Source organism: Methylotenera mobilis 13 (genome assembly GCF_000384255.1).
Taxonomy (GTDB): Bacteria; Pseudomonadota; Gammaproteobacteria; order Burkholderiales; family Methylophilaceae; genus Methylotenera; species Methylotenera mobilis_B.
In genome coordinates this window covers 1,476,998-1,502,170 of sequence record NZ_KB913035.1, presented here as the reverse complement: position 1 = coordinate 1,502,170, position 25,173 = coordinate 1,476,998, and the positions used below count along the sequence as shown (strand labels likewise).

The window sequence follows — 25,173 nt, the reverse complement described above, 5'->3', positions numbered from 1 at the left end:
ATGTACTTGCAACATTTCGGGCTTAATGAGTTTCCTTTCAGTATTACGCCAGATACAAGCTATTATTTTGCATCGGCTAGCTATCAGGATGCATTAAATACCGTCATATTTGCAGTGACTACTGGCGAGGGCTTTATTAAAGTCACGGGGGAAGTCGGTACAGGTAAAACCTTGTTATGCCGCAAGCTAATGTCAAGCTTAGACCAAAGTTACAAAATAGCATATGTACCCAACCCATATCTTGAGCCACAATCACTTCTAATGGTCTTGGCTGAAGAGCTAAATATTAGTTTGCCATCTGATACGCAAGTAACACAACATCTGATATTGAATGCTCTGACACACGCCCTATTAAACTTTGCGCGAGATAATATTAAAGTAGTGGTATGTCTTGATGAGGTACAGGCTATGCCGATAGAAACTTTAGAGGCACTACGCTTACTCAGCAATCTTGAGACTGAAAAAAGAAAATTGCTACAAGTGGTTATTTTTGGCCAACCAGAACTGGAAGATAAATTAAACCACCCCTCTATCAGGCAACTTAAGCAAAGAATCACTTTTAATTATCAGCTTGATTTGCTAAGCCGTGATGAAATGGCTTACTACTTAAACCATCGCCTCAGCATTGCGGGTTATCATGGTAGCCGTATGTTTGGGCGCATCGCTTTATTCCTGATGTATTTTCATTCAAAAGGCGTGCCAAGGCTGATTAACATCCTAGCGCACAAAGCTTTATTAGCCACTTATGGCAAAGGTAAGCATCAAGTTGGTATGCGCGAAGTGCTAGCGGCAGTATCAGATACTCAGTCGATTGAAACTACATGGCGGAAAATAGGATTAAAAAGCTTGTCTGTGACAATGCTATTCGGGCTGTTTGGTATTATCTTATTGATGTTGATTAATAACCCAAAGCCATATTAAATCTCGATTATAAAAAGACTAACAATGAGTTTAATCAATCAAATGCTAAAAGACCTTGAACAACGTGGTGCGAATTCCACTGATGTTCAGCCATCAATTATTCCCCAGTTTGGCGCAGTCACAAAAAAAAGTAACAGTAGACGTATTGGTAGCATTGGATTAGTCCTCATAATTTTAGCTTTTGGGTATACGCTATTTTCTGTGTTAGACCAGCAAAACAACTTCAAAGATTTGCTTGGTTTAAATAAGAATGATGAAATCAACACGACGAGTGAAAAAAGAGCTGAAATCCAAACAATCAGTGCTCAACCAGCAAAGTTTGGCCAAGCAATTGAGGACAAAGGAATCACCAATGAAGCTTTGCCTGATACTCCAATTACGTCGGCTAATGACGCAATTGAATTAGGTCTTAGTACCAAAACACAACAACTAGCTCAACCTAACAGCTTATTTGAAACATCGCTTAAGTACAACGTAGAGAACAACTCTGAACAGCAAGCAAGCACAACAGCAACTACCACCAAAAAAAAACCAACGCAGCCAGTCGTTGAAAGTGAAAAAAAAACCACAGCGTTGATTGAATCAAGTGAGCCTGCAAAAAGAGAGGTTGCCACCGACACGAACAGCAAGCTAAGTACCTCACCAGCGTTTGCTACCAAGCACGTGGCAAATATCAACAAAAGAATAAGTCCTGAACAAAATGCCAATAGTTACTATCAGCAAGCTCTCATTTATTTACAACAAGGTAGAGTTGCAGAGTCTCAGGCTAATTTGGCCAAAGCACTTGAATTTAACCCAGCGCATCATGAGGCTAGACTGACACTTGCAAGCTTATTACTTGATAACAAACGGCTGAATGATGCAAAAGAGGTACTGAATGCAGGCTTGCAAATTAGTCCAGAGCAGAATGAGTTTCGTATTGCGCTAGCGCGTTTGCAAATTAGTGCTGGAGATCAAACAACGGCGTTAAATACCTTAGAACAAGGGCTGCAATATGCGACTAACCAAGCCGACTATCAAGCCTTTCTCGCTACATTGTTGCAACGTAGCGGCAGACATGAAGAGGCCGTTAACCATTACATGAAAGCTGTTTCACTTGAAACAAATGCTGGAGGTGTAAAAACAAATACGCTAGTTGGTTTAGGTATTTCTCTACAAACAGTTGGCAAGCTCGAAAGCGCCCAACAAGCATTCATTAAAGCGCAACAAACTGGCGCTCTCAGCCCAGCACTTTCTAGCTTTGTTGATCAGCAATTAAAGAAAATTAATCAAAGCATTGCCAAGTAAAAATTCTAACTTAACCTAAATACATGTTAACAAGTACCGTCTAACTAGAATGTTATGTTAGTTAGTATGTAGAAAAATACTGGCAAAATGCCGTCTGAATACATCCTATTCAACGAAATTAATTCGCTAAAAGTATGTTGCATTTTAGGGTCGCCATAGCTTAAGCAATAACGCATTTGAAATCACACTTACACTACTTAATGCCATTGCCGCCCCAGCTAATACTGGACTCAATATCCCCATAGAAGCCAGTGGAATACCCACGACGTTATAGATAAATGCCCAAAATAAATTTTGTCTAATCTTCTGATAAGTACGTTTAGAAATATCAATCGCATGCGCAACTAAAGCAGGGTCGCCCCGCATTAACGTGATGCCTGATGTGTGCATCGCAACATCGGTGCCGCTAGACATTGCAATCCCAACATCCGCGACGGCTAGTGCCGGGGCATCATTCAACCCGTCTCCCACCATAGCAACTAAGCCATCTTGTTTTAGCTGTGTCACGATAGATGCTTTTTCACCGGGTAAGACTTGGGCATAAAACTCTGAAATCCCTAATTGCTTAGCAACGCTGGAGGCACTGCCTTGATTATCCCCTGATATTAATACCGTTTTAATGCCTAATTTCTCTAAATCATCAATTGCCTGATGAGCTGTTGCTTTAATGGCGTCACCAAATGCAAACATACCTAATAGCTTAGGTGCAAAATGATCAAGAGCTCTTGCTTGTGCTAACCAAGAAATACTACGTCCTTCCTGCTCGAGCACTAAAGCATCATCTTTGAATTTAGACAGATTGACTTTTAAGTCATTCATGAGACGGGTGCTGCCAAAATATAACCTTTGCACTCCCACTTCGCCCACTTCGCCCACTACACCCTTACCTGCCAATGCCTGTAAATTTTGCGTGACTTGTAACGGTAAATCTTTAGCGTTGGCGGCATTGGTAACGGCTTTGGCCAAGGGATGCTCGCTACCTGCTTGTAAGCTTGCAGCTAACATGAGAAGCTCGTCTGCAGCTCGAGCATCACTGTCTTTAGATGACGATTGCATGGTGATTAACTTAGGATGACCTTCTGTTAAAGTACCAGTCTTATCAAAGGCAACCGTTTTAATAGCATGCGCAAGCTCTAATGCCTCTGCATCTTTAATTAAAATACCATGTTGCGCAGCAACGCCCGTACCAACCATAATAGCAGCCGGCGTAGCCAAACCCAGCGCACATGGGCAAGCAATCACTAAAACGGAGACCGCATTAATGATGGCAGCCTCCCAATTTCCATTTAACAGCCCCCACACAATCAAAGTCAATGTTGCAATCACAAGTACCACTGGCACAAAAACTGCACTCACTTTATCCACCAATCGCTGAATTGGCGCTTTTTTCGCTTGTGCAGACTCTACCAAGCGCACAATACGCGCAAGTACAGTTTCAGTACCTACTGCATTGGTAATAATAGTTAAAAGACCCTCGCCATTCATGGCGCCGCCAGTCACTTTGTCACCTACTTTTTTTGACACTGGTAGGCTCTCACCAGTAATTAAGGACTCATCCACTTGGCTATCACCATTCTGCACTGTTCCATCAACAGCAATACGCTCACCAGGCTTCACTAAAACTAAATCCCCCACCTTCACCAAGGCGATAGAAACTAGTTCAGGCTGTCCGTTTTTTACCACTGTAGCAAACTCAGGCCTTAATGTATTAAGCGCCCGTATTGCTTCTGTCGTTTGTGACTTCGCACGCCCTTCAAGCCATTTCCCGAACAATACTAAGGTAATCACTATCGTGGAAGATTCAAAATATAAATGATGTGCACCTGCTCTATGAGAAGGGCTAAATAACAAATAAACGCTCAAGCCGTAAGCCGCAGAGGTACCAATCGCAACCAGTAAGTCCATATTCCCAGCGCCAGCTTTAAGCGCATGCCATCCCGCTTTATAAAAACGCCAGCCTAACCAAAACTGCACAGGTGTTGCTAATGCCCACTGCAACCAGCCAGAAAGTTGACCTTGCCAACCTAACCACTCAGCAACCATTGCAATCACTAAGGGCAATGACAACACAGCAGCAAGCGCACTTGGCCACCACTGATTCCGTCTGTAAGAGTCAGCAAGATGCTCAGCACTATCGTTTTGCGCAGTTAATAACTGTGCTTGGTAACCAGCAGCATCCACTGCAGCAATTAACTGCTTTGTGGTCACTTTATCTACACCAGAAACCTTTGCCGTTTCTAAAGCAAGATTAATCTCAGCAGTCACTACACCAGACACATTCAGTAGTGCCTTCTCAACACGACCAGCACAAGACGCACAGGTCATGCCCTTAATCGCTAAAGTCCACTCATTACTTACTTGATTAGTCATGATTTTTTAATATCGATAAAGATGATTGTGATGGTAATCCATTATAATCCTCGTCATTGTAATTAAACCTATCTAGTTTTATTTAGATAACTTTTGTTTAGAAACGAGCAATCATGGCCGGTGCAAGTCTTTTAACACTTATTGATGATATAGCAACTATTTTAGATGATGTATCTGTCATGACTAAAGTGGCGGCTAAAAAAACAGCAGGCGTATTGGGGGATGATCTGGCGCTGAATGCACAGCAGGTATCAGGTGTCAATGCCGATAGAGAGCTCCCCGTTGTTTGGGCTGTGGCCAAGGGCTCTGCCATTAACAAAATCATCCTAGTACCTTTAGCTTTAGTGATTAGCGGTTTAGCTAATTGGTTAGTGACGCCACTACTTATGCTGGGAGGATTATTTCTATGTTTTGAAGGTGTTGAAAAATTGTTTCATAAGTTTTTTCATGCTGAAGAACATATCCATCATGACCCTAAAAAGTTGATTGGCCAGGATGAGAGTAAAACACTAGAAGTATTAGAAAAAGAAAAAGTCAAAGGAGCCATCCGCACAGATTTTGTGCTTTCTGCAGAAATTATTGTCATCACGTTAGGAACTGTAGCAACCGCCGCTTTTACACAGCAAATATTAGTATTAACAGGTATTGCTGCAGTGATGACAGTTGGCGTTTATGGATTAGTTGCTGGTATCGTTAAACTAGACGATGGTGGCTTATATCTAGCCAGTTGCAAAGGTAAAAACTTGGTTGCCGCGCTAAAGCGCAAGCTAGGCTTTGGCATCCTATGGTTTGCACCGCATATGATGAAAACTTTATCAGTAGTCGGTACCGCTGCGATGTTCTTAGTAGGTGGTGCAATTTTAGTACATGGCATCCCAATGGTGCACCATACAATTCAGCATATAAGCAATGGAATAAATAACGGGTTCTTACAAACCGTCTTGCCAACACTGTTGGATGGCGTATTTGGCGTTATTGCAGGAATTGCTGTACTGATGGTGATGCTAGCTGCTAAAAAACTATTAAAGATAATTAAAGTGAAATAAAGTTAGATATGACGGATTTAGTTGGTTATTTTTCAGCGTTTTTAACAACATTTGCATTTGTGCCGCAGGCACTACATTCTTGGAAAACAAGAGATTTATCTGGCGTTTCTCTGCCTATGTATAGCCTATTTAGTCTAGGTGTGTTTGGCTGGCTAATTTATGGCATCATGATTATGAGCTGGCCTATTATTGTCGCCAACAGCGTCACCTTCATGCTCGCATGTGTAGTGTTATACTTAAAAATCACGCATAAAGATTAGTGTATATAAACCACTAGTTTTTCAGAAAGCCGAAGTCCGACAAAGCACTTTTTAAGTCAGCAGCCACAATCCGATAGCCATCTGCGTTTGGATGTATCGGATCGGCCTTCAAGCTATTTTTTGCTAAGACGTCAGAAAATACACTATCAACCAGAGGTGTGTTTGTTTCATCTGCCAGCCTCTCATACAAGGGATGATCTTCCAGATTACCGAACGCTGCACCTATCGGACTAAACCTTGGTATTGCGATCAATACAGTCTGAATATTCCGCGCTTTAGTTTGCACTAGTATCTCATTTAGATTACGCATGGTCTCTGTTTCAGGTACATGTTTCAGAAAGTCATTACCGCCTAACTCTACAATCAATAAATCAATTTTCTGAATACCATCGTCATGCAATGCTAACAAACCATCCAACCGACTTAACCCATCAGCAGATGTATTACCGGGCACACCAGCATTTTTGATTTTCCAGCCAGTATCTGCGCTTAAAAGGCTCACGTAATCTTCACCATCTGCGGCACCAGTACCGTAAGTGAGGCTATCACCTAACACCACAACGTTTGCATTAGGAGAAAGCGTCGTATATTGATGTCCAGAATCACATGATGCAAATAAAACGACGATGATACCGAGAAAAAATCTTCTGACCATTCAGTGTCCTATGAGGATTGTATTAATTAAGGAAGCGCGTAAACAAGCACTTGGTCGCCAGACGGGAAGCCAAAAATTGCATTGCCGCCAGCAACTACTGCTACATATTGTACGCCGTCAATTTCATAACTGATAGGCGGTGCATTGACACCAGCAGTCACCTTTGTCTGCCAGATTAATTGGCCAGTTTTGCTGTTATAGGCATTAAAGCGACCACTACCCTCACCCATAAACACCAAGTCGCCACGCGTAGCTAATACGCCTCCCATCAGAGGCTGCTCTGTTTTCACTTGCCAACGCATTTTTCCTGTCGTTAGGTTAATTGCTGACAATATACCCCAGCGTGCATCTTTAGTAGGTTCTGAGGACACATATTGAATAGCAGGTAAGTTTGCTTTCGCTGGTTCATCGACCAAAGTATATTTAATTGGCGCATGAATGCCAGCAACAAAGCTGGTTTGACTGCGTTCGTCTAATGCACTTGGACTCCAATTAGAACCTCCTAAAATACCTGGGTACAAGACTGTCCCCTCTTTTGTGGCTTTAGCAAATAAATTATGCTGTGGAACAAAAGCATCTGACTTTGTTAAGAGTACGCCTGTTTTTCTATCATTGACGTAGTACCAGCCTGTTTTACCAGCCTGCCCTACTGCAGGTATTGTTTTACCGTCTTTGACATAATCAAACAATACTGGTGGACTAGCTACATCGTAGCCCCAAACATCATGTGGCACTTGCTGGTAATGCCATTTAATCTTGCCTGTTTCCGTGTTTAAAGCAACTAGAGACACTGTGTATAAATTATCACCAGGACGTGATACATCATTCATTTGCGGAGAGGGATTTCCTGTACCAAAAAACAATGTGTTGGTCTTGGTATCAATCGCTGGGGTAGTCCATGCAGAGCCGCCACCATACTTCCAAGCATCCTGATGTGTTTTGAGGTTCTCTTTTTCTGTTGCAATATCACGGTTTAACACTAAACCATCTGAGGTTGTTTCAGTAAACACCCCTTCCCATCCTTGGGATGGAATTGTGTCAAACTGCCATACTTTTTCACCGTTTTTAATATCATATGCAGCTAAGAAACCAGGGCGACCATATTGGCCACTGACGCCGACCACTGCTCCAAGGGGTGCATCTATCCTTGGCTGATCAATATGCAAGCCATAACCAACCCCAGTCACACCAACAATCACTTTGCCCCGATAAACAACTGGAGCCATCGCGATACCAATACCGGTACCACCATAGATTTCTTTTTTACTTTTAGCATCCGCCTTACTTAACAAACCTGTATTTTCAGTTAAAGCGGTATCTTCAGCGACATTAATATCCCATAGTTTTGCGCCAGATTTAGCATCTAAAGCAATTAACCTAGCATCTACAGTACCAATAAATACTTTACCGTCACTGACTGCCACACCACGATTAGCTGGGCCGCAACACATTTTCCAATCAGCTTTACGTGCATGTTGATAACGCCAGATCTCTTTGCCTGTTTTTGCATCTAGTGCTGCGACATGGTTAAAAGGCAAGGAGACGTACATCACACCACTTTTGACAATTGGCGTGGCCTGAAAGCTAGCAGAAACACCTGTTTTAAACTCCCATACCAGTGATAAATTCTTAACATTACTCGTATTGATTTGTGTGAGTGGCGATAAACGCTGATTTGTATAATCCCCTCCGTAAACCGGCCAATCGTGATGACCAGTAGAAGATGAGTGCTTGCTTAACCCTGAACAGGCAGCGGTTGAAGCGATAGCGCCAACAAGCATCACATACCCGCTAATAGATTTTAACTGTTGAAAGTTCAAGTACTTATACATCACTAGCATCCTTATATTTGTCATCAGTGCATAACATTTGTTTTAAAGTATACAGATGTGTATACCTTTTGCCAATTAACGACTAAAATTAATTTAAGCCACAAAACAATTACTTAATATAACGCTATACTAATAGCGTACAGCTTAGGCTTACAGTACATCTCATTGACTTAGACCATGCAATTATCACATCAATCAAGGAGTTTGCATGAATGATCGTATTCAACAGCTACTGAACCAGATTACCGAACTAGAAGATGATTTACGCACGGTCCTTAATGAGCAACAGTCCACGATATTTTTTCAGATTAAAGGCAAGCGTGTTGAGTTTGAAAAGTCCATGAAAGAGACACACAAGCGACTTAAAAGAAACTTCTTTACATGGCTGGTCACTAATCGACCACAAAATCTGATTACGGGACCTATCATATACGCCATGATTATCCCGTTGGTGATTACTGATATTTTCATCACGTTTTACCAACTGACTTGCTTTCCTATATACGGTATTAAAAAAGTGCGCAGAGCAGATTACATCATCTATGACCGTCAACAACTGCAATACCTCAATTTTATAGAAAAATTTCACTGCACCTACTGCGCATACGGCACTGGCATGATTGCTTACATCAGCGAGATTGTCGCGCGTACAGAGCAATACTTCTGCCCGATCAAACACGCAAGAAAAGTATTAGGCGCCCACTCACGCTATTCACGTTTTATAGAATATGGTGATGCCGAGAATTATCAGGAAAGATTAGAACAATACCGTCGCGCACTTAACGAAGAAAAGCTAAAGTAAAAGTTGTTAAATAAGCAATACCAATTAGGCAAGAATCGATCAACAAATAGGCTAAGAGTTACTGGGTATTTCGGTAATTACTACCAAAAAATTCCATCATTAAGAAGTCTTCGAGGCCAGCGTTATCTTCTAGTCTTGCAGATTGCGTTACTGAGCGACCAAGTCGATGTGATTCCCAAGTAAAGTCACCCTGGTAATGTTCACGAATAAGCGTAATCATGCGTTTTATTATTGACAACCGAATATCTTGACCAGTGCTAGCTTCAACCTCAAAGTATTGAAGCCTCGCGTTACTGTAGTCATTCGTCCACCCCTTAAATACAAAAGTGGCGTGGCGAGAACTTTTGCTCGTAATCTCAAAAATTCCGTTAGTACCACTTTTAAAGTTATTTTTAATACGTTCATCTCTGAGCTGCTCTTCACTTGGTCCACGCTGACTGGCGACAGCCTCAGCATTTTGTCTCGCTGCATCATATTCAGTGCCCTTTCTACTGGCTTGCACTGCTTTCATATAGGATGCCATATCAGGAAATTTCGCTGGGTCTAATACAGGCTCTTTGGTTGGCGGCTTAGGTTCAGGGGTAGGCTCTGGCACCGTAAACTCTGGTTTACTTAACGGTTTAGCTGCCTTTGCTATCACTTTAGGCTGCTTGACAGGTTTAACAACTGGCTGCGCCTTCTCTGGCTTAGGCACTGGTTCAGGCACCAGTTCTGGCGTTGGCTCTTGCAATGCCTCAACCACTGGCTTAGCTTTTGGTTGCGCCAAGCTTACTTCAATGGTGGTCGGTGGGCTTGCTGGCGGCTCATCAAATTTAACATTGGGTGCAAAAAAGAAAAAAATCGCATGAATCAATAGCGAAAGGACAATCGCAATGATGGTATTGCGGCTAATATTAACGCTAATAGATTGATCATTAACGCTACGCAGACGATATGCCTGCGCTAAAAACTCATCAAAGTTTTGCTCATTACTCTGGTTAATATTAGCTTGATTAGACTGCATAACGTTTACAGGCGAAGGTCTGCCCATGTTTTCTCAAGACGCTTTAATGACACAGGAAACGGTGTTTTAAGCTCCTGTGCAAATAAAGATACGCGCAACTCTTCAATCAGCCATCTAAAATCCTGCAAGCTTTGTGGAATATCCAAATGTGCCGCATTCAGCGCATTTACTTTGTCTTGCCACTTTTGCCAGAACAAGCCAACACTAGCAGCGTTTTTACCGTCACGGTCAGGGTTGGCTGGATGCTTCTCTATCCGAAGTCTTAGCGCTTTTAAATAACGTGGAACATGCTGTAACTGCTCCCAAGGCGTTTGGCTAAAACATCCTTTGTATACTAACAATCCAATTTGCTGTTCTAAATCTCGCTTTAGGCGATTAACGGTTGCAGCCATTTGGCCCTGCTTTTGTACAAGCAACTGATACTCTGTAGCAATGGCCTGCGCTTGTCGCGCAACAGCTTGTGTCACTGCTGGCAAGCGTGTTCTGGCACGTTGTTTCAACACCATAAAATCCGCATTAGTGCGTGGCAAATCATCTTCGCCAATAAATGCACGGTCTGCAATTGCCAAAATCATATCTTCTCGCAGGTCTTCAGCTGACATCACATTACGTAGGGTAAGCGCATATTGATTAAAGTTTGGTAGGCTTTTCTCCAACTGTTTCATTTGCTCTTTTAGCTCAAAACGCATCAAGCGGCATACGCCCTTACGATGGCTCAACTCAGCCTCACGTTCAGTATCAAATAGCTTAACGGCAATACTGTCATTAGCATCTTCAAGCGCTGGATATCCAGTGACTTTTAAGCCGTCTCGCTCAAAACTAAGCGTCTGTGGCAGGTCGCCAAAATCCCATTGTTTTAGCCCTGTTTTTTCGATGTCAGGTGAAGTGTTTCTAAAAGTGAGCTGTGCCGCAGACCCAAGCTGCTTTTTAAGCGCGTTCCAATCGCGCCCCATTGCAAGTTCTCTTCCATCATCATCCAACACGCTAAAATTCATTAAATGGTGTGGCGGTATGTCACTAAGCGTCCAATCTTCTTTACTAATTTTTAGCGTTGTTTTGCGATGTATATACGCTGCTAAAGTATCCAGCATAGGCTGTGAAAACCGATCATTCACATCATCTAAAAAACCCGTGACAAACTCTGGCACAGGTACACATACACGACGAAATGTTTTAGGTAATGCCTTAATCAGATAAGTAATTTTCTCACGCAACATACCAGGTACTAGCCACTCGGTTTGAACAGGGTTCAATTGGTTCAGCAAAGCAAGTGGCACGGTAGCAGTCACACCATCTAATACATGACCTGGCTCAAAGCGATATTTCAACGTAGTTTCAACGCCATCTAACATGATTTTTTCAGGAAACTGCACAGCCGTAATCGCATCTGCACCATGCCGCATTAAATCATCGCGCGTCAGGTATAGCAGCCGTGGAGATATTTTTTCAGCATCTGCACGCCACTTTTCAAAACTTGCAGCATTAAAAATATCCGCTGGTATTTTGGCATCATAGAATGCAAAAAGTTTATGCTCGTCCACTAACACGTCTTGTCGGCGCGCTTTATGTTCTAGCTCTTCAACTTCTGCTATTAAGCGCTCATTGGCTGTGAAAAATGCAGCTTTGGTATCAAACTCGCCATTTGCCAGCGCCTCGCGTATAAATATCTCACGGGATTCAGCAGGATTAATGGGGCCGTAATGTACGCGGCGCTTTGGAATAATCGTCAGCCCATATAAGCTCACACGCTCCCACGCGTTGACCATGCCCATTTTTCTATCCCAACGCGGGTCTGAATAATGGCTTTCTGTTAGGCCTCTGGCTAGCGGTTCAATCCAGTCTGGTTCAATTTTGGCGACACATCGCGCATATAATTTGGTGGTATCCACCAGTTCTGCCGCCATCACCCATTTTGGACGTGTCTTTTTAAGGGTAGAACCAGGCGCAACGTGGAAACGGATACTACGCGCACCCGCATATGAGTCACTATCTCCATCTTTAAAGCCAATGTTACCTAATAGGCCAGCCAACAGCGCTTTGTGAATCTGCTCAAAGTTAGCTTCTTTCTCATTGAGCTTAAATTCCATCTCTAAAATAATATCTAACAACTGCCCATGTAACTCACGCCATTCTTTCAAACGTAAGAAAGATAAAAAATTACTGTGACATTGATTAAGCAAGTCTTTGTTAGATTTTTTGGTTTTTAATGCGCTGTCAAAGAAATCCCATAACTTAAGGTAGCTCATAAAGTCTGAGCCTTCACCTGCAAACTTGGCGTGTGCATTATCCGCCGCTTCACGTTTATCCATCGGGCGTTCACGTGGGTCTTGTATGCTGAGCACACTGGCAATAATCAAGATTTCTTTTAAACAATGCTCGCGCTTAGCGGCAAGTATCATCCGCCCCACCCTTGGGTCTAGCGGTAGCTTAGCCAGTTGCAAGCCAGTTTCAGTAATCTGGCGACGTGCATCTACCGCGCCAAGCTCTTGCAACAACAGATAACCATCGGCAATTAAACGGGATGATGGCGCTTCAATAAAAGGAAACTCTGTGACATCGCCCAAACGTAATGCGGCCATGCGTAAAATCACAGCGGCTAGTGAACTGCGTAAGATTTCGGGCTCGGTAAACGCTGGGCGTCCATTAAAGTCCTGCTCAGAGTAAAGTCTGACGCAAATACCGTTTGAAACTCGGCCGCAACGCCCTGCTCGCTGCTTGGCGGCAGCCTGACTAATTTTTTCAATCTGTAACTGCTCAACTTTTGCACGAGTACTGTATCGATTGACCCGCGCTAAGCCAGCATCAATCACATACTTAATACCAGGCACTGTCAATGACGTTTCTGCTACGTTAGTCGCCAGCACAATGCGCCGACTACTATGGCTTTTGAAAATCTTTTGCTGATCTTCAATACTTAGGCGTGCAAATAAAGGCAATACCTCTATATGCTTTAGTTTGGCAGAACGCCCTTGGTATTTGCGCAAATGGTCAGCAACATCACGAATCTCTCGCTCACCTGGTAAAAATACTAAAATATCGCCATCACCTTGACGTAGCAAATCATCGGCAGCATCTAAAATGGCTTCTTCAATCGCCTCTTCTTCGTCATCTTCTTCTAGCCAACGCGCTTCTGTTTTGGCTTTACGTGCAATGCCAAAGATGGTGTCATCATCTAAATCAAACTGAGCGTTTTCTGCCTCGGCAATTTCCTTAGCACGGAAACCTGCTGCACCTAGCGGACGATAGCGAATCTCTACAGGGAAAGTACGACCTGAGACCTCTATCACAGGTGCGCCGTTAAAATGTTGTGAGAATCGATCAGCATCAATGGTGGCTGAAGTGACGATGATTTTCAAATCTGGGCGCTTGGGTAAAAGTTGCTTGAGATATCCAAGTAGAAAATCGATATTCAGACTACGTTCATGCGCCTCATCAATGATAATCGTGTCATAAGCATTAAGAAACTTATCACCCTGCGTTTCTGCGAGCAAAATACCATCCGTCATCAACTTAACATAGCTGGACTCTGACAATTTATCGTTGAACCGCACCTTATAACCAACAGCCTCACCCAGCGGCGTTTTCAGCTCTTGTGCAATACGGCTGGCAACAGACCTTGCTGCGATACGCCTTGGTTGTGTATGCCCAATCAACCCTGAGACACCACGGCCAAGTTCTAAACAAATTTTAGGTAACTGCGTTGTTTTACCAGAGCCAGTTTCACCACACACAATCACTACTTGGTGCTTGCTAATGGCTTTGGAGATTTCATCTCGTTTACCGCTGACTGGCAGTTCTGGTGGATATTCCGGCTTGGGTAGATGTTTTAGCCGTTGTTGATACTTTTGCTGTGAAGCGTGCAACTTTTGCACTACTTCATTCACCATGCGTTGTGCTCTTGCTAAGGACTTCTCATCCGTCGCTTTTTGCAATACTTTGATCTCCTGCACTTTACGCCGCAAAGCATGCCGATCTACCAGTATGCAGCTTTGTAGCGCTTGATCAAAGTTAGCAGGAATTAAATTATCAGGTTTACTCACATTCATAGACGTAAATTTTATCATGCCGCGCCCGTCTGCTTGAGTGAATCATGCAAAAGCATCAATAATCTATTATTTAATTAAGATGATTGATGCGCTTGGCCATTTGAAATAACCATATGCAGCGTGCTACTATTAATTACCATTACCCATAAGCCTCTCATAAAAAATGATTGCCTACCTAGAAGCCAAACGCGCTGGTTTATTTAAAAAACCACATTGGGCTAATAATCTACTTGCTGGCATCATTGTGGGCATTGTGGCGCTCCCTCTAGCCATGGCATTTGCCATTGCATCTGGCGCAAAACCTGAGCAAGGTATCTATACTGCGATAGTCGCTGGCGGCATAAGCTCACTACTGGGTGGTAGCCGTTTACAAATCTCAGGGCCTACAGGGGCTTTTATCGTCATCCTTGCTGGTATTACCGCAGAATATGGGATTGCTGGCTTACAAATGGCCACGCTCATGGCTGGATTTATATTGCTGATGATGGGGTTGGTGCGGTTTGGCGCGGTAATCAAATATATTCCAGACCCTGTGATTGTCGGCTTTACTAGCGGTATCGCTATTATTATCTGGGTAGGTCAATGGAAAGACTTTTTTGGCTTAAACCCAACGTTAGGCGCAGCGCATTTTCATGAGAAAGTATGGGATTTAATAGTAGCATTTCCTAGCGTGCATCTTCAAACGACATTACTAGCGCTATTAACCTTGCTAATAGTGATTTACTCCCCCAGAGTATTTAAACGCATCCCCTCCCCTTTAATAGCCATGGTTGTGGTAACAGCGATTCAGGCAAGTTTTAACTTTAAAGGGGTAGCCACCATTGGCTCGGCATTTGGCGGTATACCGCAAAGCTTACCTGAGTTTGAATTTTTACCAATTCGCTTTTCACAAGTGTTGCAACTCATTGGTCCAGCTTTTACCATTGCATTACTTGGCGCCATTGAATCACTACTTTCTGCTGTAGTCGCGGATAGCATGACCAATACTAAACATGATTCAAACCAAGAGCTTATTGGTCAAGGGGTTGCCAACATTTTCTCACCTTTGTTTGGCGGTTTTGCTTCTACTGGCGCCATTGCTCGAACAGCAACCAACATCCGAAACGGCGCTACAGGCCCATTGGCTGGTATTGTTCACACCATCACATTAGTCTTCATTGTGCTGGTGTTTGCACCTTTGGCAGCACACATTCCATTGTGTACATTATCTGCAATATTATTTATTGTCGCCTATAACATGAGTGAAATGCACCGTTTCTCACACATGGTACGCACCGCACCTAAAGCAGATGTGGTAGTGCTTATCATTACTTTTCTACTGACTATATTGACTGACTTAGTTCTTGCAGTAAATATTGGGGTAATGTTGGCCGCACTTTTGTTTATGAAACGCATGAGCGAAGCCGTCAGCATCAAACAGCAAAGTATTGAAGAACTGATTCAGGAAACTGGCAATAAAAGCCTAATATTGCCAGATAACGTGGCTATCTTCACCATGGAAGGGCCTTTTTTCTTTGGCGTCACAGAGCGCTTAATGATTGCGCTAGAAACAGCACATACACATGCAGATATATTGGTATTACGTATGGAGAATGTGCCGATTATTGATGCGACTGGCCTGCAAACCTTTTGGGACCTCATGAAGAAATGCGAACGTAACCATACTCGCCTGATACTTTGTCAGGTAAGACCTAATATCTTAGAAAAAATGGAACGCGCCGGTATTGCGCAAAAAATGGGGGAAGAGAATATCATTCGTCATATTCATATGCTTAACGTACCTGTGTGATGTATCCACACAGGTAGAAACAAACTATCAACCGAATAAATACCTAATTTGCCTATATTCAATTGTCATTTGCTTTCCCTAGATGTCTTCCAATACAAGGGGTGATGATGAGGCACCCTAATTAACACCATCTGTGTGCGCCTAAATTTTTCATATGCTTCATTCAATGAAACACCTGAAGTTTTAGCCTCTTTTTGAGAAATTGGCTCGGCAAACTTGACCCACTCAGGATTTTCCATGTAGCCTTGGTCATTCATACACCGTTGAAAAACATGCATTTTTCGCCCTTCAATCTCAAGCTTTTGAAATTCTAAAAACGCATTTAAATTGGCTACAGATTTGGCTGCTATCCCCTGACAGTTGTTAATTGAATGTACTAATTTGCTAGAAATCTCGCTGGGTTGGTTTCTGGGAGATAATTTACTTCCATCCACTAAGCAATAAAACAATACTAAAAGTAACGAGACTGCTAGCAAGCCATATTTAAAATATTTTTTCATTACTTTTGATGATATCAATTAATGATTAACAGGCGATTGATTGGCACTGAGTATGTCGTTTAACCCCTCTAACGCCTCATGGCTAATACCTTTTACTTGAGATTTAATCTTACTTAGTGCTACTGAATCGCCCTGAGATTGAGCAATCAGAGCTAACGCACTTAGGCTTGCTGGGTGTAACTGGTGAAATGAAAGCGCCTTTTTGTAGTTTTGTATGGCATTTGCCATATCTCCTAAATGTTGGAATGATGCACCTAAGTAGTACCACGCTTCTGCATTTTTTGGCTGATCGACAACCCAATCCATCGCTACTTTTTGTACATCAAGCCATCGGTTATTTTGAAAAGGCATCACAATACGCATAAAAAAACGGACGCTTATCTTCGGGGGCATCCCAAAAAGGTAAATCGTGTAATGCATTTAAGTCTGTGGACTCATGCGTCAATAGCGCTTTAATCCACTTCACTGGCATATTGTAGTAATAAGCCTTACGTCCAGGGCTTTTAAACGTACTAATACCAATCAGTTTACCTGCATAGTCAAAAATGGGGCTTCCACTAGCTCCTATAGAAAACGCTGCTTCCGTTCTGACCACCTCTGCATCATCCATCGGATATAAAGCTTTAATGTTACTCAATGCAACATAAGGTGCTGGAGAATCCGTTGGCATTGAAATAGAAATCACAGGTTGTTCGTATTGCAGGCTATCGTTGTCAGACATTGCAACAGGCTTAAGATCTGCCCACTCAAACTTTAAAATACATAAATCGTGCTTCCAGTCCGCCTGCAACGATAAGGGGGCATATTCAACCCCCCATTTACTAATGCTGATACCATTTGCATTTGTCAGCACATGACAATTGGTCACCACATGATCTTTGCTGATTGCCACACCGGTGCCAAAACCGTGACCACCAGACTTGGTGGTAGTGGCTACTTTGACTAATGACTGTTTAAGTTGGTATAAAAACTCATCTGTGGGCGCTGGCATATGCTCGGCGTAAGACGTGCTCGCCATCAAAAGAAATAACACACCGAATTTATTCATGATAGCTGATTCACTTATCTTAAAAAAAGCATATAAATCATTAGGCCAAAATACAGTAATGCAAAGATTGCAACAATCCAAAAAACTTTCAGCATATTGTGATTAATTTGGGATAACTTCTCACTCAAAACTTCCAACTGTTTTTCAATCGTTTGGTTAGTATTCATTTTAGCGCTCTGTTTTAATTGATCTCCTACAAAGACACTTATTTAATCTGATACGTTCCTGTTTTTATGTATTTTTTTATTTATGCAACAATCATCTAAAAAAATTTGATTAACCCTACACGAAAGAGGCAATCAACAAAGCTGCCCCGTTCTAAAATAGGTGAATAAACATCAACCTAAACTTAGACGGGACATAAAGTTCATCATCTCAAGGCAACTGAGAGGTGCTAAGCACTCCAGTGACACATCTGTTAAATCAAGTAGCCATTAAAATGTACAGACATGAAACTAAGATTAATTCACCAAAATCACCCCACCAAGGTTAATGACTGAGTTAAGGTGAGATGAATATGGCACCTTAAGCTAAGTACTAAGACACTAATCCCAACTTAATGCACCACCAGTTTGATACTCAGTGACCCGTGTCTCAAAAAAGTTTTTCTCTTTTTTCAGGTCCATCATTTCACTCATCCAGGGGAATGGGTTATTCGCGCCGGGATAAAGCGCTTCTAAACCAATCTGCTGACAACGACGATTAGCAATAAAGCGTAGGTATTCTTTAAACATGGCTGAATTAAGCCCAAGTACACCACGAGGCATCGTGGCTTCAGCATAGTGATACTCAAGCTCTACCCCATGCCGCATTAAGGATTTAATCTCATCTCTAAATTCAGACGTCCATAAATGTGGGTTCTCTAGCTTAATGGTATTGATAACATCAATACCAAAATTGCAATGCATCGATTCATCACGCAGAATATATTGATACTGCTCGGCCGCACCTTGCATCTTGTTTTGGCGGCCCAATGCTAGAATCTGTACAAAACCTACATAGAAAAATAACCCCTCCATAATGCAGGCGAAAACGATGAGTGAGCGCAACAGTTGCTGATCAGCTTCTGGTGTACCCGTTTTAAACTCTGGGTCTGTTAGCGTATTGATAAAAGGTATCAAAAAGTCATCTTTTGCTTTAATGCTCGGTATCTCTTGGTAAGCATTAAAGACTTCTGCTTCGTCTAAACCTAGGCTTTCAACGATGTATTGATAGGCATGGGTGTGAATCGCCTCTTCAAAACCTTGGCGTAGTAAGTATTGGCGGCACTCTGGTGCCGTAATGTGCCGATAGGTGCCTAACACGATGTTGTTTGCGGCAAGTGAGTCTGCCGTGGTAAAAAAACCTAAGTTACGCTTCACAATCAAGCGCTCATCATCCGTGAGTGCAGTGCTATCTTTCCACTGTGCAATATCGCGGCTCATGGATACTTCTTGCGGCATCCAGTGGTTGGCGCAACCCGCTAAATATTTATCCCATGCCCAGTGATACTTAAACGGCACCAGTTGATTCACGTCGGTTTGGCCGTTAATCATACGTTTATCAGAGGCGTTGACACGGCCTGAAATAGAAGGTTGATTGGCGGCTAGCGGTGTTGTAGTTTCTGTGTGTGTTGTTGGTACTGGCACAAGCTTTGGTGAAACTGGTGCTTCGTAAACTTCATCTTCAAATGAAAGCATGTTTTTTCCTTAATAGTTCAGCTTCTAATTTACGGCTTAACTAAGTCACCCCTACATCGATCGCACTGATACTTCATTGTATTTAATCTATAGGCTAGTGGTTTAAAAGTCAGTGTTATATTGAGTTTAGAAGCTAAACGTTTATATATTTAATACGATTAAATCGTTCCAAAAATGGATTCCCGCTTTCGCGGGAATGACAGGTTTCGAACTTTTAATTTTCTATTGGCAAGATTCGCACTCTGGGTTGTCTATACTGCACATCTTCGGCGCTGGTTCTGAGGCACTCGATGCGACCGCATTCAACTCACCGCCGCTGCCAGTTGATTTCTCCGCTGCTGTTGCACCTAATGAGCGCAGGTAGTACGTCGTTTTCAGGCCACGCTTCCAAGCCAGCATGTAGGTATCATTGAGCTTCTTGCCTGATGGAACAGCAAAATACAGGTTAAGTGATTGTGCTTGGTCTATCCATTTTTGACGGCGCGCGGCAGCTTCAATCAACCAACTTGGGTCAACATCAAAAGCGGTTGCATACAGCTGTTTCAAGTCTGCAGGTACACGGTCAATCGGTGCGAGTGAGCCATCAAAATACTTCAAGTCATAGACCATGACAGCATCCCACAAACCACGGTTTTTAAGATCAATCACCAACTGCTCATTCACAATCGTAAACTCACCTGAAAGATTAGATTTAACGTAAAGGTTTTGATATTCAGGCTCAATACTGGCAGAAACACCGACGATATTAGAGATAGTCGCAGTAGGTGCAATCGCTACGCAGTTAGAGTTACGCATACCCACTGTTTGAATGCGTGTACGCAATGCATCCCAATCTAGCGTTTTGCTTCTATCTACCTCTACGTTGCCGCCGCGTTCATTCGATAGTAAATCTAATGTATCCAGTGGCAGAATGCCTTGATCCCACAAGCTGCCTTTAAAGCTTGAATATGCACCACGCTCTTCCGCTAACACCGTCGACGCCCAATAAGCGTTGTAACACACGGTTTCCATGGCGCGGTCAGCAAACTCGACCGCTTCATTGCTTGCATAGGGGATACGCATTGCATGCAGGCAGTTCTGAAAACCCATAATACCCATGCCGACTGGGCGATGACGGTAGTTAGAGTTGCGCGCTTTTCCCACTGCGTAGAAGTTAATATCAACCACGTTGTCCAGCATACGCATGCCCACTTTAATGGTCGCCTGTAGCTTATCGTTATCTAATACTAGCTGGCCATCCACTTCTTTCAGGTGCTGCAATAAGTTGACAGAGCCTAAGTTACACACGGCAATTTCCGTATCTGACGTATTCAGTGTAATTTCTGTACAAAGGTTAGAGCTATGCACCACACCTACATGCTGCTGTGGTGAACGAATGTTGCATGGGTCTTTGAAAGTAATCCAAGGATGACCTGTTTCAAACAGCATAGAAAGCATCTTGCGCCACATTTGCAATGCAGGAATACGTTTAAACAATTTGATTTCGCCATTATCTGCACGGCGCTCATATTCAACATAAGCCGCTTCAAACGCTTGGCCATATTTGTCATGCAGGTCAGGCACGTCTGACGGCGAGAATAATGTCCACTCCCCATTTTCAGTGACACGGCGCATGAATAAATCAGGGATCCAGTGCGCGGTGTTCATATCATGTGTACGGCGACGGTCATCGCCAGTGTTTTTGCGTAAATCCAGAAACTCTTCAATATCTAAATGCCAAGTTTCTAAGTATCCACACACCGCCCCTTTACGCTTGCCACCTTGGTTGACCGCAACAGCAGTGTCATTCACGACTTTCAGGAAGGGAATCACGCCTTGGCTCTTACCATTGGTCCCTTTAATCCGTGAGCCTAAAGAGCGTACTGGCGTCCAATCGTTACCCAAACCACCCGCGTACTTCTGTAGCAATGCATTCTCTTTAATACCTTGATAAATACCATCCAAGTCATCGCTTACCGTAGTCAGGTAACAAGAAGAAAGTTGAGAATGCAAAGTTCCGCTATTGAATAATGTAGGTGTTGAGCTCATAAAATCAAAGCTGGATAGCACGTGATAGAACTCAATTGCGCGGTCTTCACGGTCAATCTCGTTAATCGCTAAACCCATCGCAACACGCATAAAGAATATTTGTGGCAATTCAATACGGCGTTCTTCAATATGTAAAAAATAGCGGTCATACAAAGTTTGCAGACCTAAATAGCCAAACTGAAAGTCACGCTCTGCCACAAATACTGCGCTTAATTTACTTAAATCAAACTGCGCTAATTTAGCATCCAACAAGCCGGCTTCCACCCCCATTTTGATATAACGCGGGAAATACTCGACATAACGGCTTTTCATTTCCGTTTGGCGTACACTCTCCCCTAGCACTTCGGTACGGATTAAATCTAACTGGAGTCGTGCGGTTACATAATTGTATGCTGGTTCAGTTTCAATCAGGCTACGTGCTGATAAGATCAGCGCTTTACGGACTTCATCAAATGGAATCCCGTCATACAGATCGCGTATCGCTTGCTCGACGACAATATCAGGATTAACTTCTGCACCTAGGTCTTGGCATGCCTCTGCTACCATCGAATTTAATAGATTGATATCTAAAGGGATAAGCTTGCCATTCACATTAATATTGAGTGTGTGGCTTGATGCTGGCGCAGTGTGATTTTGCTTATCAGTTGCACGCTCAGCATTACGCTTTTCACGATATAGCACATAAGCGCGTGCAACATCATGGTTACCATTACGCATCAGGGCAAGCTCAACCTGATCTTGAATATCTTCAATATGAATCGCACCGCCAGCAGGCAATCTGCGTAATAGTGCGTTGTTCACCAACTGACTCAAAATAGCGACTTGCTCGCGCACGCGCTGTGAAGCTGCGCTTTGATTGCCCTCTACCGCCAAAAATGCTTTGGTAATGGCTATTGAGATTTTATCAAGGTGATAGGCAACAACATCACCATTACGGCGAATGACCTGCAGTGTAGGTAACGAATCAGAGCCTAAGCCAATAGTATGACTAGAGCCATTGTTATTAGATGTATTGATAAGATGTGAAACTGCATCATCCATTTTTATTTCCCTTTTTTCAAAGGGCAGGACACTTTTTATTCAGCGCAAATCATTTCCAGAAAGCTGAGAAAAGACTACTTGCTTAAATAAAAACCAGCATGGCGGAGTGAATGCGCAAAGACAAACCACTCCATCTGCCGAGGACACCCCGCCTCAAACGTTATAAAATACTTTTACACAATCAAACTACTCAAAGTTAAACCATGTAAAAAATGTCTACGGCAGGTCTCCTGGCTTTCAGGTCAATATAGTTTGTCAGCCTTCCCACCTTAATTAAAAGGCAGTGGCGTATCAGACAAAATACTCGCTGATTACAGTTGCGGGGGCAGCTTCGGCATTGCAATTTCAACGATAGAAATTGCGCACCGTATTCCCTATTATCTTAAATTAAGATTAAAATTTAAGAACCGTACTCGCTCACTATAACGCAATATGGCGTGTTATTTCAACTTAAAAACACAATATATAGCTAAATATTTAATATAAATAGCTATACATATGTTTTACAAGATATTATTTATTAGCAAATATTATGAATCGAGTGCAGTGGTTAGGCTGAATTGCTTTCTTAATGACTTTGCGACATTGACCATGTTCTGTAACGCCTGCCTTGTCTCATCCCAGCCACGAGTTTTAAGTCCGCAATCTGGGTTAATCCAAAGTCGCTCGACAGGTACCACCCTAATCGCGTGATACATCAGATGTTCCATTGCATCAACACTAGGCACACGCGGTGAGTGAATATCATAAACACCAGGGCCAATTTCATTGGGGTAGTCAAATTCACCAAACGCATCTAGCAACTCCATAGCTGATCTCGACGTTTCTATCGTAATCACATCAGCATCCATGGCAGCAATAGCTGGCAAAATGTCGTTAAACTCGGCATAACACATGTGAGTGTGTATCTGCGTACTATCATCTGCCACACTGGCACTCAGCTTAAATGCACGTACTGCCCAAGCCAAATAATGTTCCCATACAGTCTTTTGCAAAGGCAAGCCCTCACGTAATGCTGGCTCATCTATTTGAATAATCGCAATACCAGCTTTTTGCAAATCATCCACCTCGTCACGTATCGCCAATGCTAATTGCATAGCCGTCGTCGAACGTGGCTGATCATCACGGACAAAAGACCATTGCAGCATCGTAATTGGACCAGTGAGCATGCCTTTGACAGGCCTGTCAGATAACGACTGTGCAAAGCGTGCTAAATCAACTGTCATCGGTTTAGGTCTATAAACATCTCCATAAATCACTGGCGGCTTTACGCAACGAGAACCGTAGCTTTGTACCCAGCCATTTTCAGTAAATGCGTAGCCAGACAATTGTTCGCCAAAGAACTCCACCATATCATTGCGCTCTGCCTCACCATGAACAAGTACATCGAGGTCTAAAGACTCCTGCTCACGAATAGCATGTGTGATATGCGACCTAATTTCCACTTCATACTCAACTAAAGATATCTCGCCCCTTTTAAGTGCCGCACGCGCTGCACGTATGTCACGCGTTTGCGGGAAAGAACCAATTGTGGTGGTGGGTAATAGCGGTAAATTCAAACGTGCCTTTTGTGCAACTTTTCTTATAGAAAAAGGACTATCGCGGTGTTCGTTTATTGTACTAATCGAATCAACACGCTCTTTAACACTGGCAGAATGTACCAATGTAGATTGATGACGTGTAGCGATAGCAGCACGTGATAGCGCCAACTCATTGGCTACTGACTCGACCCCATGATTCAAAGCCTTAGCGATAATACTTAACTCAGCAATTTTTTCATCGGCAAAAGCCAGCCATGGTTTAATCGCCGCATCAAGCTTTACCTCATGCGCCAACGTCACCGGCGTATGTAGCAATGAACAGCTAGGTGCCACCCACAAGCGCTCACCAAGGCGCTGAACCCAAGGTGTCAATAAGGTTATCGTTTTGTCTAAATCATTACGCCATATATTACGACCATCTACGACACCAGCAGACAACACCCAATGGCTAGGGATTGCATTGACCCAAGGCCCTAGCTGCTCAGGCGCCCTTGCTAAATCGATATGAATGCCATCGACAGGTAAAGTTGATATATACGCTTGGTAACGTGACACATTTCCAAAATAAGTAGTCAGTAACAATTTGGGGCGCGAAGCTCTAAACCATGCATATGCACGCTCAAAGGCTTTTAACCAAATATCCTCTAAATCTAACGCAAAAATAGGCTCGTCAATCTGCACCCACTCTATTTTTCTAGCACGTAACTCTTGTAACAGATGTGCATATTGCTGTGATAACGTATCTAACAAATCAAGCTTATTCACGTTGCGTGCTTTACTTAAATACAAAAAGCTCACAGGGCCTAACAACACAGGTTTCACTTGTTTATCTAGCTTTTGTGCTTCATCAAGCTGCACTAAATAATCATGTGCATTAATCAAAAATGTTGTGTCTTCATTAAGCTCAGGGACAATATAATGATAGTTAGTATCCAACCATTTAGTCATTTCCATCGCTGGTTGCTCAATATTGCCGCGTGCCATTGCAAAATAGGCAGTTTCAGCAGATACGTTTTTTGCACCAAAAGGAAGCTTACTAAAACGGCTAGGTGATGCTCCAAACAACACGCTGTGATCAAGCACATGGTCATAAAGCGAGAAATCGTTACTTGTGATAAAGCTCAAACCAGCACTTTGTTGTTTTTTCCAATTTTCAACACGTAGTTTTCGTGCTGTTGTTTGCAGATCATCTGGTGAAGACTCACCACGCCAAAATGACTCTTGTGCGAACTTTAATTCACGTTTATCACCTATCCGTGGGTATCCTAGAATATGGCTCTTAATTTTATTTTCTTTCATTTTTTATTCTCATCGAAAAGCAAGTT

General features: G+C 42.8%; 17 protein-coding genes and 1 riboswitch. Of the genes, 6 read left to right on the top strand and 11 right to left on the bottom strand.

Features of this window, described 5'->3' with window-relative positions:
* Together A391_RS0107085 and A391_RS0107080 are read left to right on the top strand one after the other, a co-directional pair.
* Positions 1-921, top strand: a complete 921-nt coding sequence (locus A391_RS0107085; RefSeq protein ID WP_019898355.1) for an ExeA family protein — start codon at positions 1-3, stop codon at positions 919-921.
* A 24-nt stretch (positions 922-945) separates the two neighbouring features.
* Entirely contained in the window at positions 946-2,208 is a 1,263-nt protein-coding gene (locus A391_RS0107080) for a tetratricopeptide repeat protein (protein ID WP_019898354.1), read from the top strand.
* 144 nt (positions 2,209-2,352) lie between these two features.
* Here the strand turns inward: A391_RS0107080 and A391_RS0107075 are convergent, their stop codons facing one another.
* Entirely contained in the window at positions 2,353-4,578 is a 2,226-nt protein-coding gene (locus A391_RS0107075) for a heavy metal translocating P-type ATPase (protein WP_019898353.1), read from the bottom strand.
* Between the two features lie 113 nt (positions 4,579-4,691).
* Here A391_RS0107075 and A391_RS0107070 point away from each other — a divergent pair, with 113 nt between their 5' ends.
* Positions 4,692-5,624: a DUF808 domain-containing protein gene (locus A391_RS0107070; RefSeq protein WP_019898352.1), complete on the top strand. Its 933-nt coding sequence runs from the start codon at positions 4,692-4,694 to the stop codon at positions 5,622-5,624.
* A gap of 8 nt (positions 5,625-5,632) precedes the next feature.
* Positions 5,633-5,884, top strand: a complete 252-nt coding sequence (locus A391_RS0107065) for a SemiSWEET transporter (protein WP_019898351.1) — start codon at positions 5,633-5,635, stop codon at positions 5,882-5,884.
* A 13-nt stretch (positions 5,885-5,897) separates the two neighbouring features.
* Here A391_RS0107065 and A391_RS0107060 read toward each other — a convergent pair whose 3' ends face one another.
* Complete coding sequence (locus A391_RS0107060) at positions 5,898-6,539, bottom strand: GDSL-type esterase/lipase family protein (protein WP_019898350.1); 642 nt, start codon at positions 6,537-6,539, stop codon at positions 5,898-5,900.
* A 26-nt stretch (positions 6,540-6,565) separates the two neighbouring features.
* A complete protein-coding gene (locus A391_RS0107055; protein ID WP_019898349.1) occupies positions 6,566-8,371 on the bottom strand; it encodes a pyrroloquinoline quinone-dependent dehydrogenase in 1,806 nt (601 codons plus the stop codon).
* Between the two features lie 208 nt (positions 8,372-8,579).
* Between A391_RS0107055 and A391_RS0107050 the strand changes: the two genes are divergently transcribed.
* Entirely contained in the window at positions 8,580-9,173 is a 594-nt protein-coding gene (locus tag A391_RS0107050) for a hypothetical protein (RefSeq protein ID WP_019898348.1), read from the top strand.
* Positions 9,174-9,231: 58 nt separating this feature from the next.
* Here A391_RS0107050 and A391_RS0107045 read toward each other — a convergent pair whose 3' ends face one another.
* Both A391_RS0107045 and hrpA read right to left on the bottom strand, forming a co-directional pair.
* Positions 9,232-10,176 (bottom strand): hypothetical protein, encoded by a 945-nt coding sequence (locus A391_RS0107045; RefSeq protein WP_036317110.1) that lies wholly within the window; start codon positions 10,174-10,176, stop codon positions 9,232-9,234.
* A 5-nt stretch (positions 10,177-10,181) separates the two neighbouring features.
* On the bottom strand, positions 10,182-14,240 hold the full coding sequence (gene hrpA / locus A391_RS0107040; protein ID WP_019898346.1) for an ATP-dependent RNA helicase HrpA: 4,059 nt from the start codon (positions 14,238-14,240) through the stop codon (positions 10,182-10,184).
* A gap of 145 nt (positions 14,241-14,385) precedes the next feature.
* Here hrpA and A391_RS0107035 point away from each other — a divergent pair, with 145 nt between their 5' ends.
* A complete protein-coding gene (locus tag A391_RS0107035; protein ID WP_019898345.1) occupies positions 14,386-16,011 on the top strand; it encodes a SulP family inorganic anion transporter in 1,626 nt (541 codons plus the stop codon).
* A gap of 65 nt (positions 16,012-16,076) precedes the next feature.
* On the opposite strand, the gene A391_RS14155 is transcribed toward A391_RS0107035, so the two are convergent.
* The 6 genes from A391_RS14155 to metE form a co-directional block, all read right to left on the bottom strand.
* Complete coding sequence (locus tag A391_RS14155) at positions 16,077-16,511, bottom strand: hypothetical protein (RefSeq protein WP_019898344.1); 435 nt, start codon at positions 16,509-16,511, stop codon at positions 16,077-16,079.
* A gap of 18 nt (positions 16,512-16,529) precedes the next feature.
* The gene (locus tag A391_RS14615) at positions 16,530-16,862 is read right to left on the bottom strand and encodes a tetratricopeptide repeat protein (protein WP_232416152.1); all 333 of its coding nucleotides are present in this window, start codon (positions 16,860-16,862) and stop codon (positions 16,530-16,532) included.
* Positions 16,846-17,559, bottom strand: a complete 714-nt coding sequence (locus A391_RS13785) for a S1 family peptidase (protein WP_051089071.1) — start codon at positions 17,557-17,559, stop codon at positions 16,846-16,848. The genes A391_RS14615 and A391_RS13785 overlap by 17 nt, the downstream gene beginning before the upstream one ends.
* 545 nt (positions 17,560-18,104) lie before the next feature.
* Positions 18,105-19,238, bottom strand: coding sequence for a ribonucleotide-diphosphate reductase subunit beta (locus tag A391_RS0107015; protein ID WP_019898342.1), 1,134 nt, complete (start codon positions 19,236-19,238; stop codon positions 18,105-18,107).
* Between the two features lie 222 nt (positions 19,239-19,460).
* Positions 19,461-22,307 (bottom strand): ribonucleoside-diphosphate reductase subunit alpha, encoded by a 2,847-nt coding sequence (locus tag A391_RS0107010; RefSeq protein WP_019898341.1) that lies wholly within the window; start codon positions 22,305-22,307, stop codon positions 19,461-19,463.
* 203 nt (positions 22,308-22,510) lie between these two features.
* A riboswitch (cobalamin riboswitch) is annotated at positions 22,511-22,734 on the bottom strand.
* 103 nt (positions 22,735-22,837) lie between these two features.
* Positions 22,838-25,147, bottom strand: coding sequence for a 5-methyltetrahydropteroyltriglutamate--homocysteine S-methyltransferase (gene metE / locus A391_RS0107005; protein ID WP_019898340.1), 2,310 nt, complete (start codon positions 25,145-25,147; stop codon positions 22,838-22,840).
* Positions 25,148-25,173: the final 26 nt, after the last annotated feature.

What these genes read in the sequence shown, in the direction of transcription:
- A391_RS0107085 (WP_019898355.1), top strand. Translation starts at nt 1, where the DNA reads ATGTACTTGCAACATTTCGGGCTTAATGAGTTTCCTTTCAGTATTACG.
- A391_RS0107080 (WP_019898354.1), top strand. Translation starts at nt 946, where the DNA reads ATGAGTTTAATCAATCAAATGCTAAAAGACCTTGAACAACGTGGTGCG.
- A391_RS0107075 (WP_019898353.1), bottom strand. Translation starts at nt 4,578, where the DNA reads ATGACTAATCAAGTAAGTAATGAGTGGACTTTAGCGATTAAGGGCATG.
- A391_RS0107070 (WP_019898352.1), top strand. Translation starts at nt 4,692, where the DNA reads ATGGCCGGTGCAAGTCTTTTAACACTTATTGATGATATAGCAACTATT.
- A391_RS0107065 (WP_019898351.1), top strand. Translation starts at nt 5,633, where the DNA reads ATGACGGATTTAGTTGGTTATTTTTCAGCGTTTTTAACAACATTTGCA.
- A391_RS0107060 (WP_019898350.1), bottom strand. Translation starts at nt 6,539, where the DNA reads ATGGTCAGAAGATTTTTTCTCGGTATCATCGTCGTTTTATTTGCATCA.
- A391_RS0107055 (WP_019898349.1), bottom strand. Translation starts at nt 8,371, where the DNA reads ATGTATAAGTACTTGAACTTTCAACAGTTAAAATCTATTAGCGGGTAT.
- A391_RS0107050 (WP_019898348.1), top strand. Translation starts at nt 8,580, where the DNA reads ATGAATGATCGTATTCAACAGCTACTGAACCAGATTACCGAACTAGAA.
- A391_RS0107045 (WP_036317110.1), bottom strand. Translation starts at nt 10,176, where the DNA reads ATGCAGTCTAATCAAGCTAATATTAACCAGAGTAATGAGCAAAACTTT.
- hrpA (WP_019898346.1), bottom strand. Translation starts at nt 14,240, where the DNA reads ATGATAAAATTTACGTCTATGAATGTGAGTAAACCTGATAATTTAATT.
- A391_RS0107035 (WP_019898345.1), top strand. Translation starts at nt 14,386, where the DNA reads ATGATTGCCTACCTAGAAGCCAAACGCGCTGGTTTATTTAAAAAACCA.
- A391_RS14155 (WP_019898344.1), bottom strand. Translation starts at nt 16,511, where the DNA reads ATGAAAAAATATTTTAAATATGGCTTGCTAGCAGTCTCGTTACTTTTA.
- A391_RS14615 (WP_232416152.1), bottom strand. Translation starts at nt 16,862, where the DNA reads ATGCCTTTTCAAAATAACCGATGGCTTGATGTACAAAAAGTAGCGATG.
- A391_RS13785 (WP_051089071.1), bottom strand. Translation starts at nt 17,559, where the DNA reads ATGAATAAATTCGGTGTGTTATTTCTTTTGATGGCGAGCACGTCTTAC.
- A391_RS0107015 (WP_019898342.1), bottom strand. Translation starts at nt 19,238, where the DNA reads ATGCTTTCATTTGAAGATGAAGTTTACGAAGCACCAGTTTCACCAAAG.
- A391_RS0107010 (WP_019898341.1), bottom strand. Translation starts at nt 22,307, where the DNA reads ATGGATGATGCAGTTTCACATCTTATCAATACATCTAATAACAATGGC.
- metE (WP_019898340.1), bottom strand. Translation starts at nt 25,147, where the DNA reads ATGAAAGAAAATAAAATTAAGAGCCATATTCTAGGATACCCACGGATA.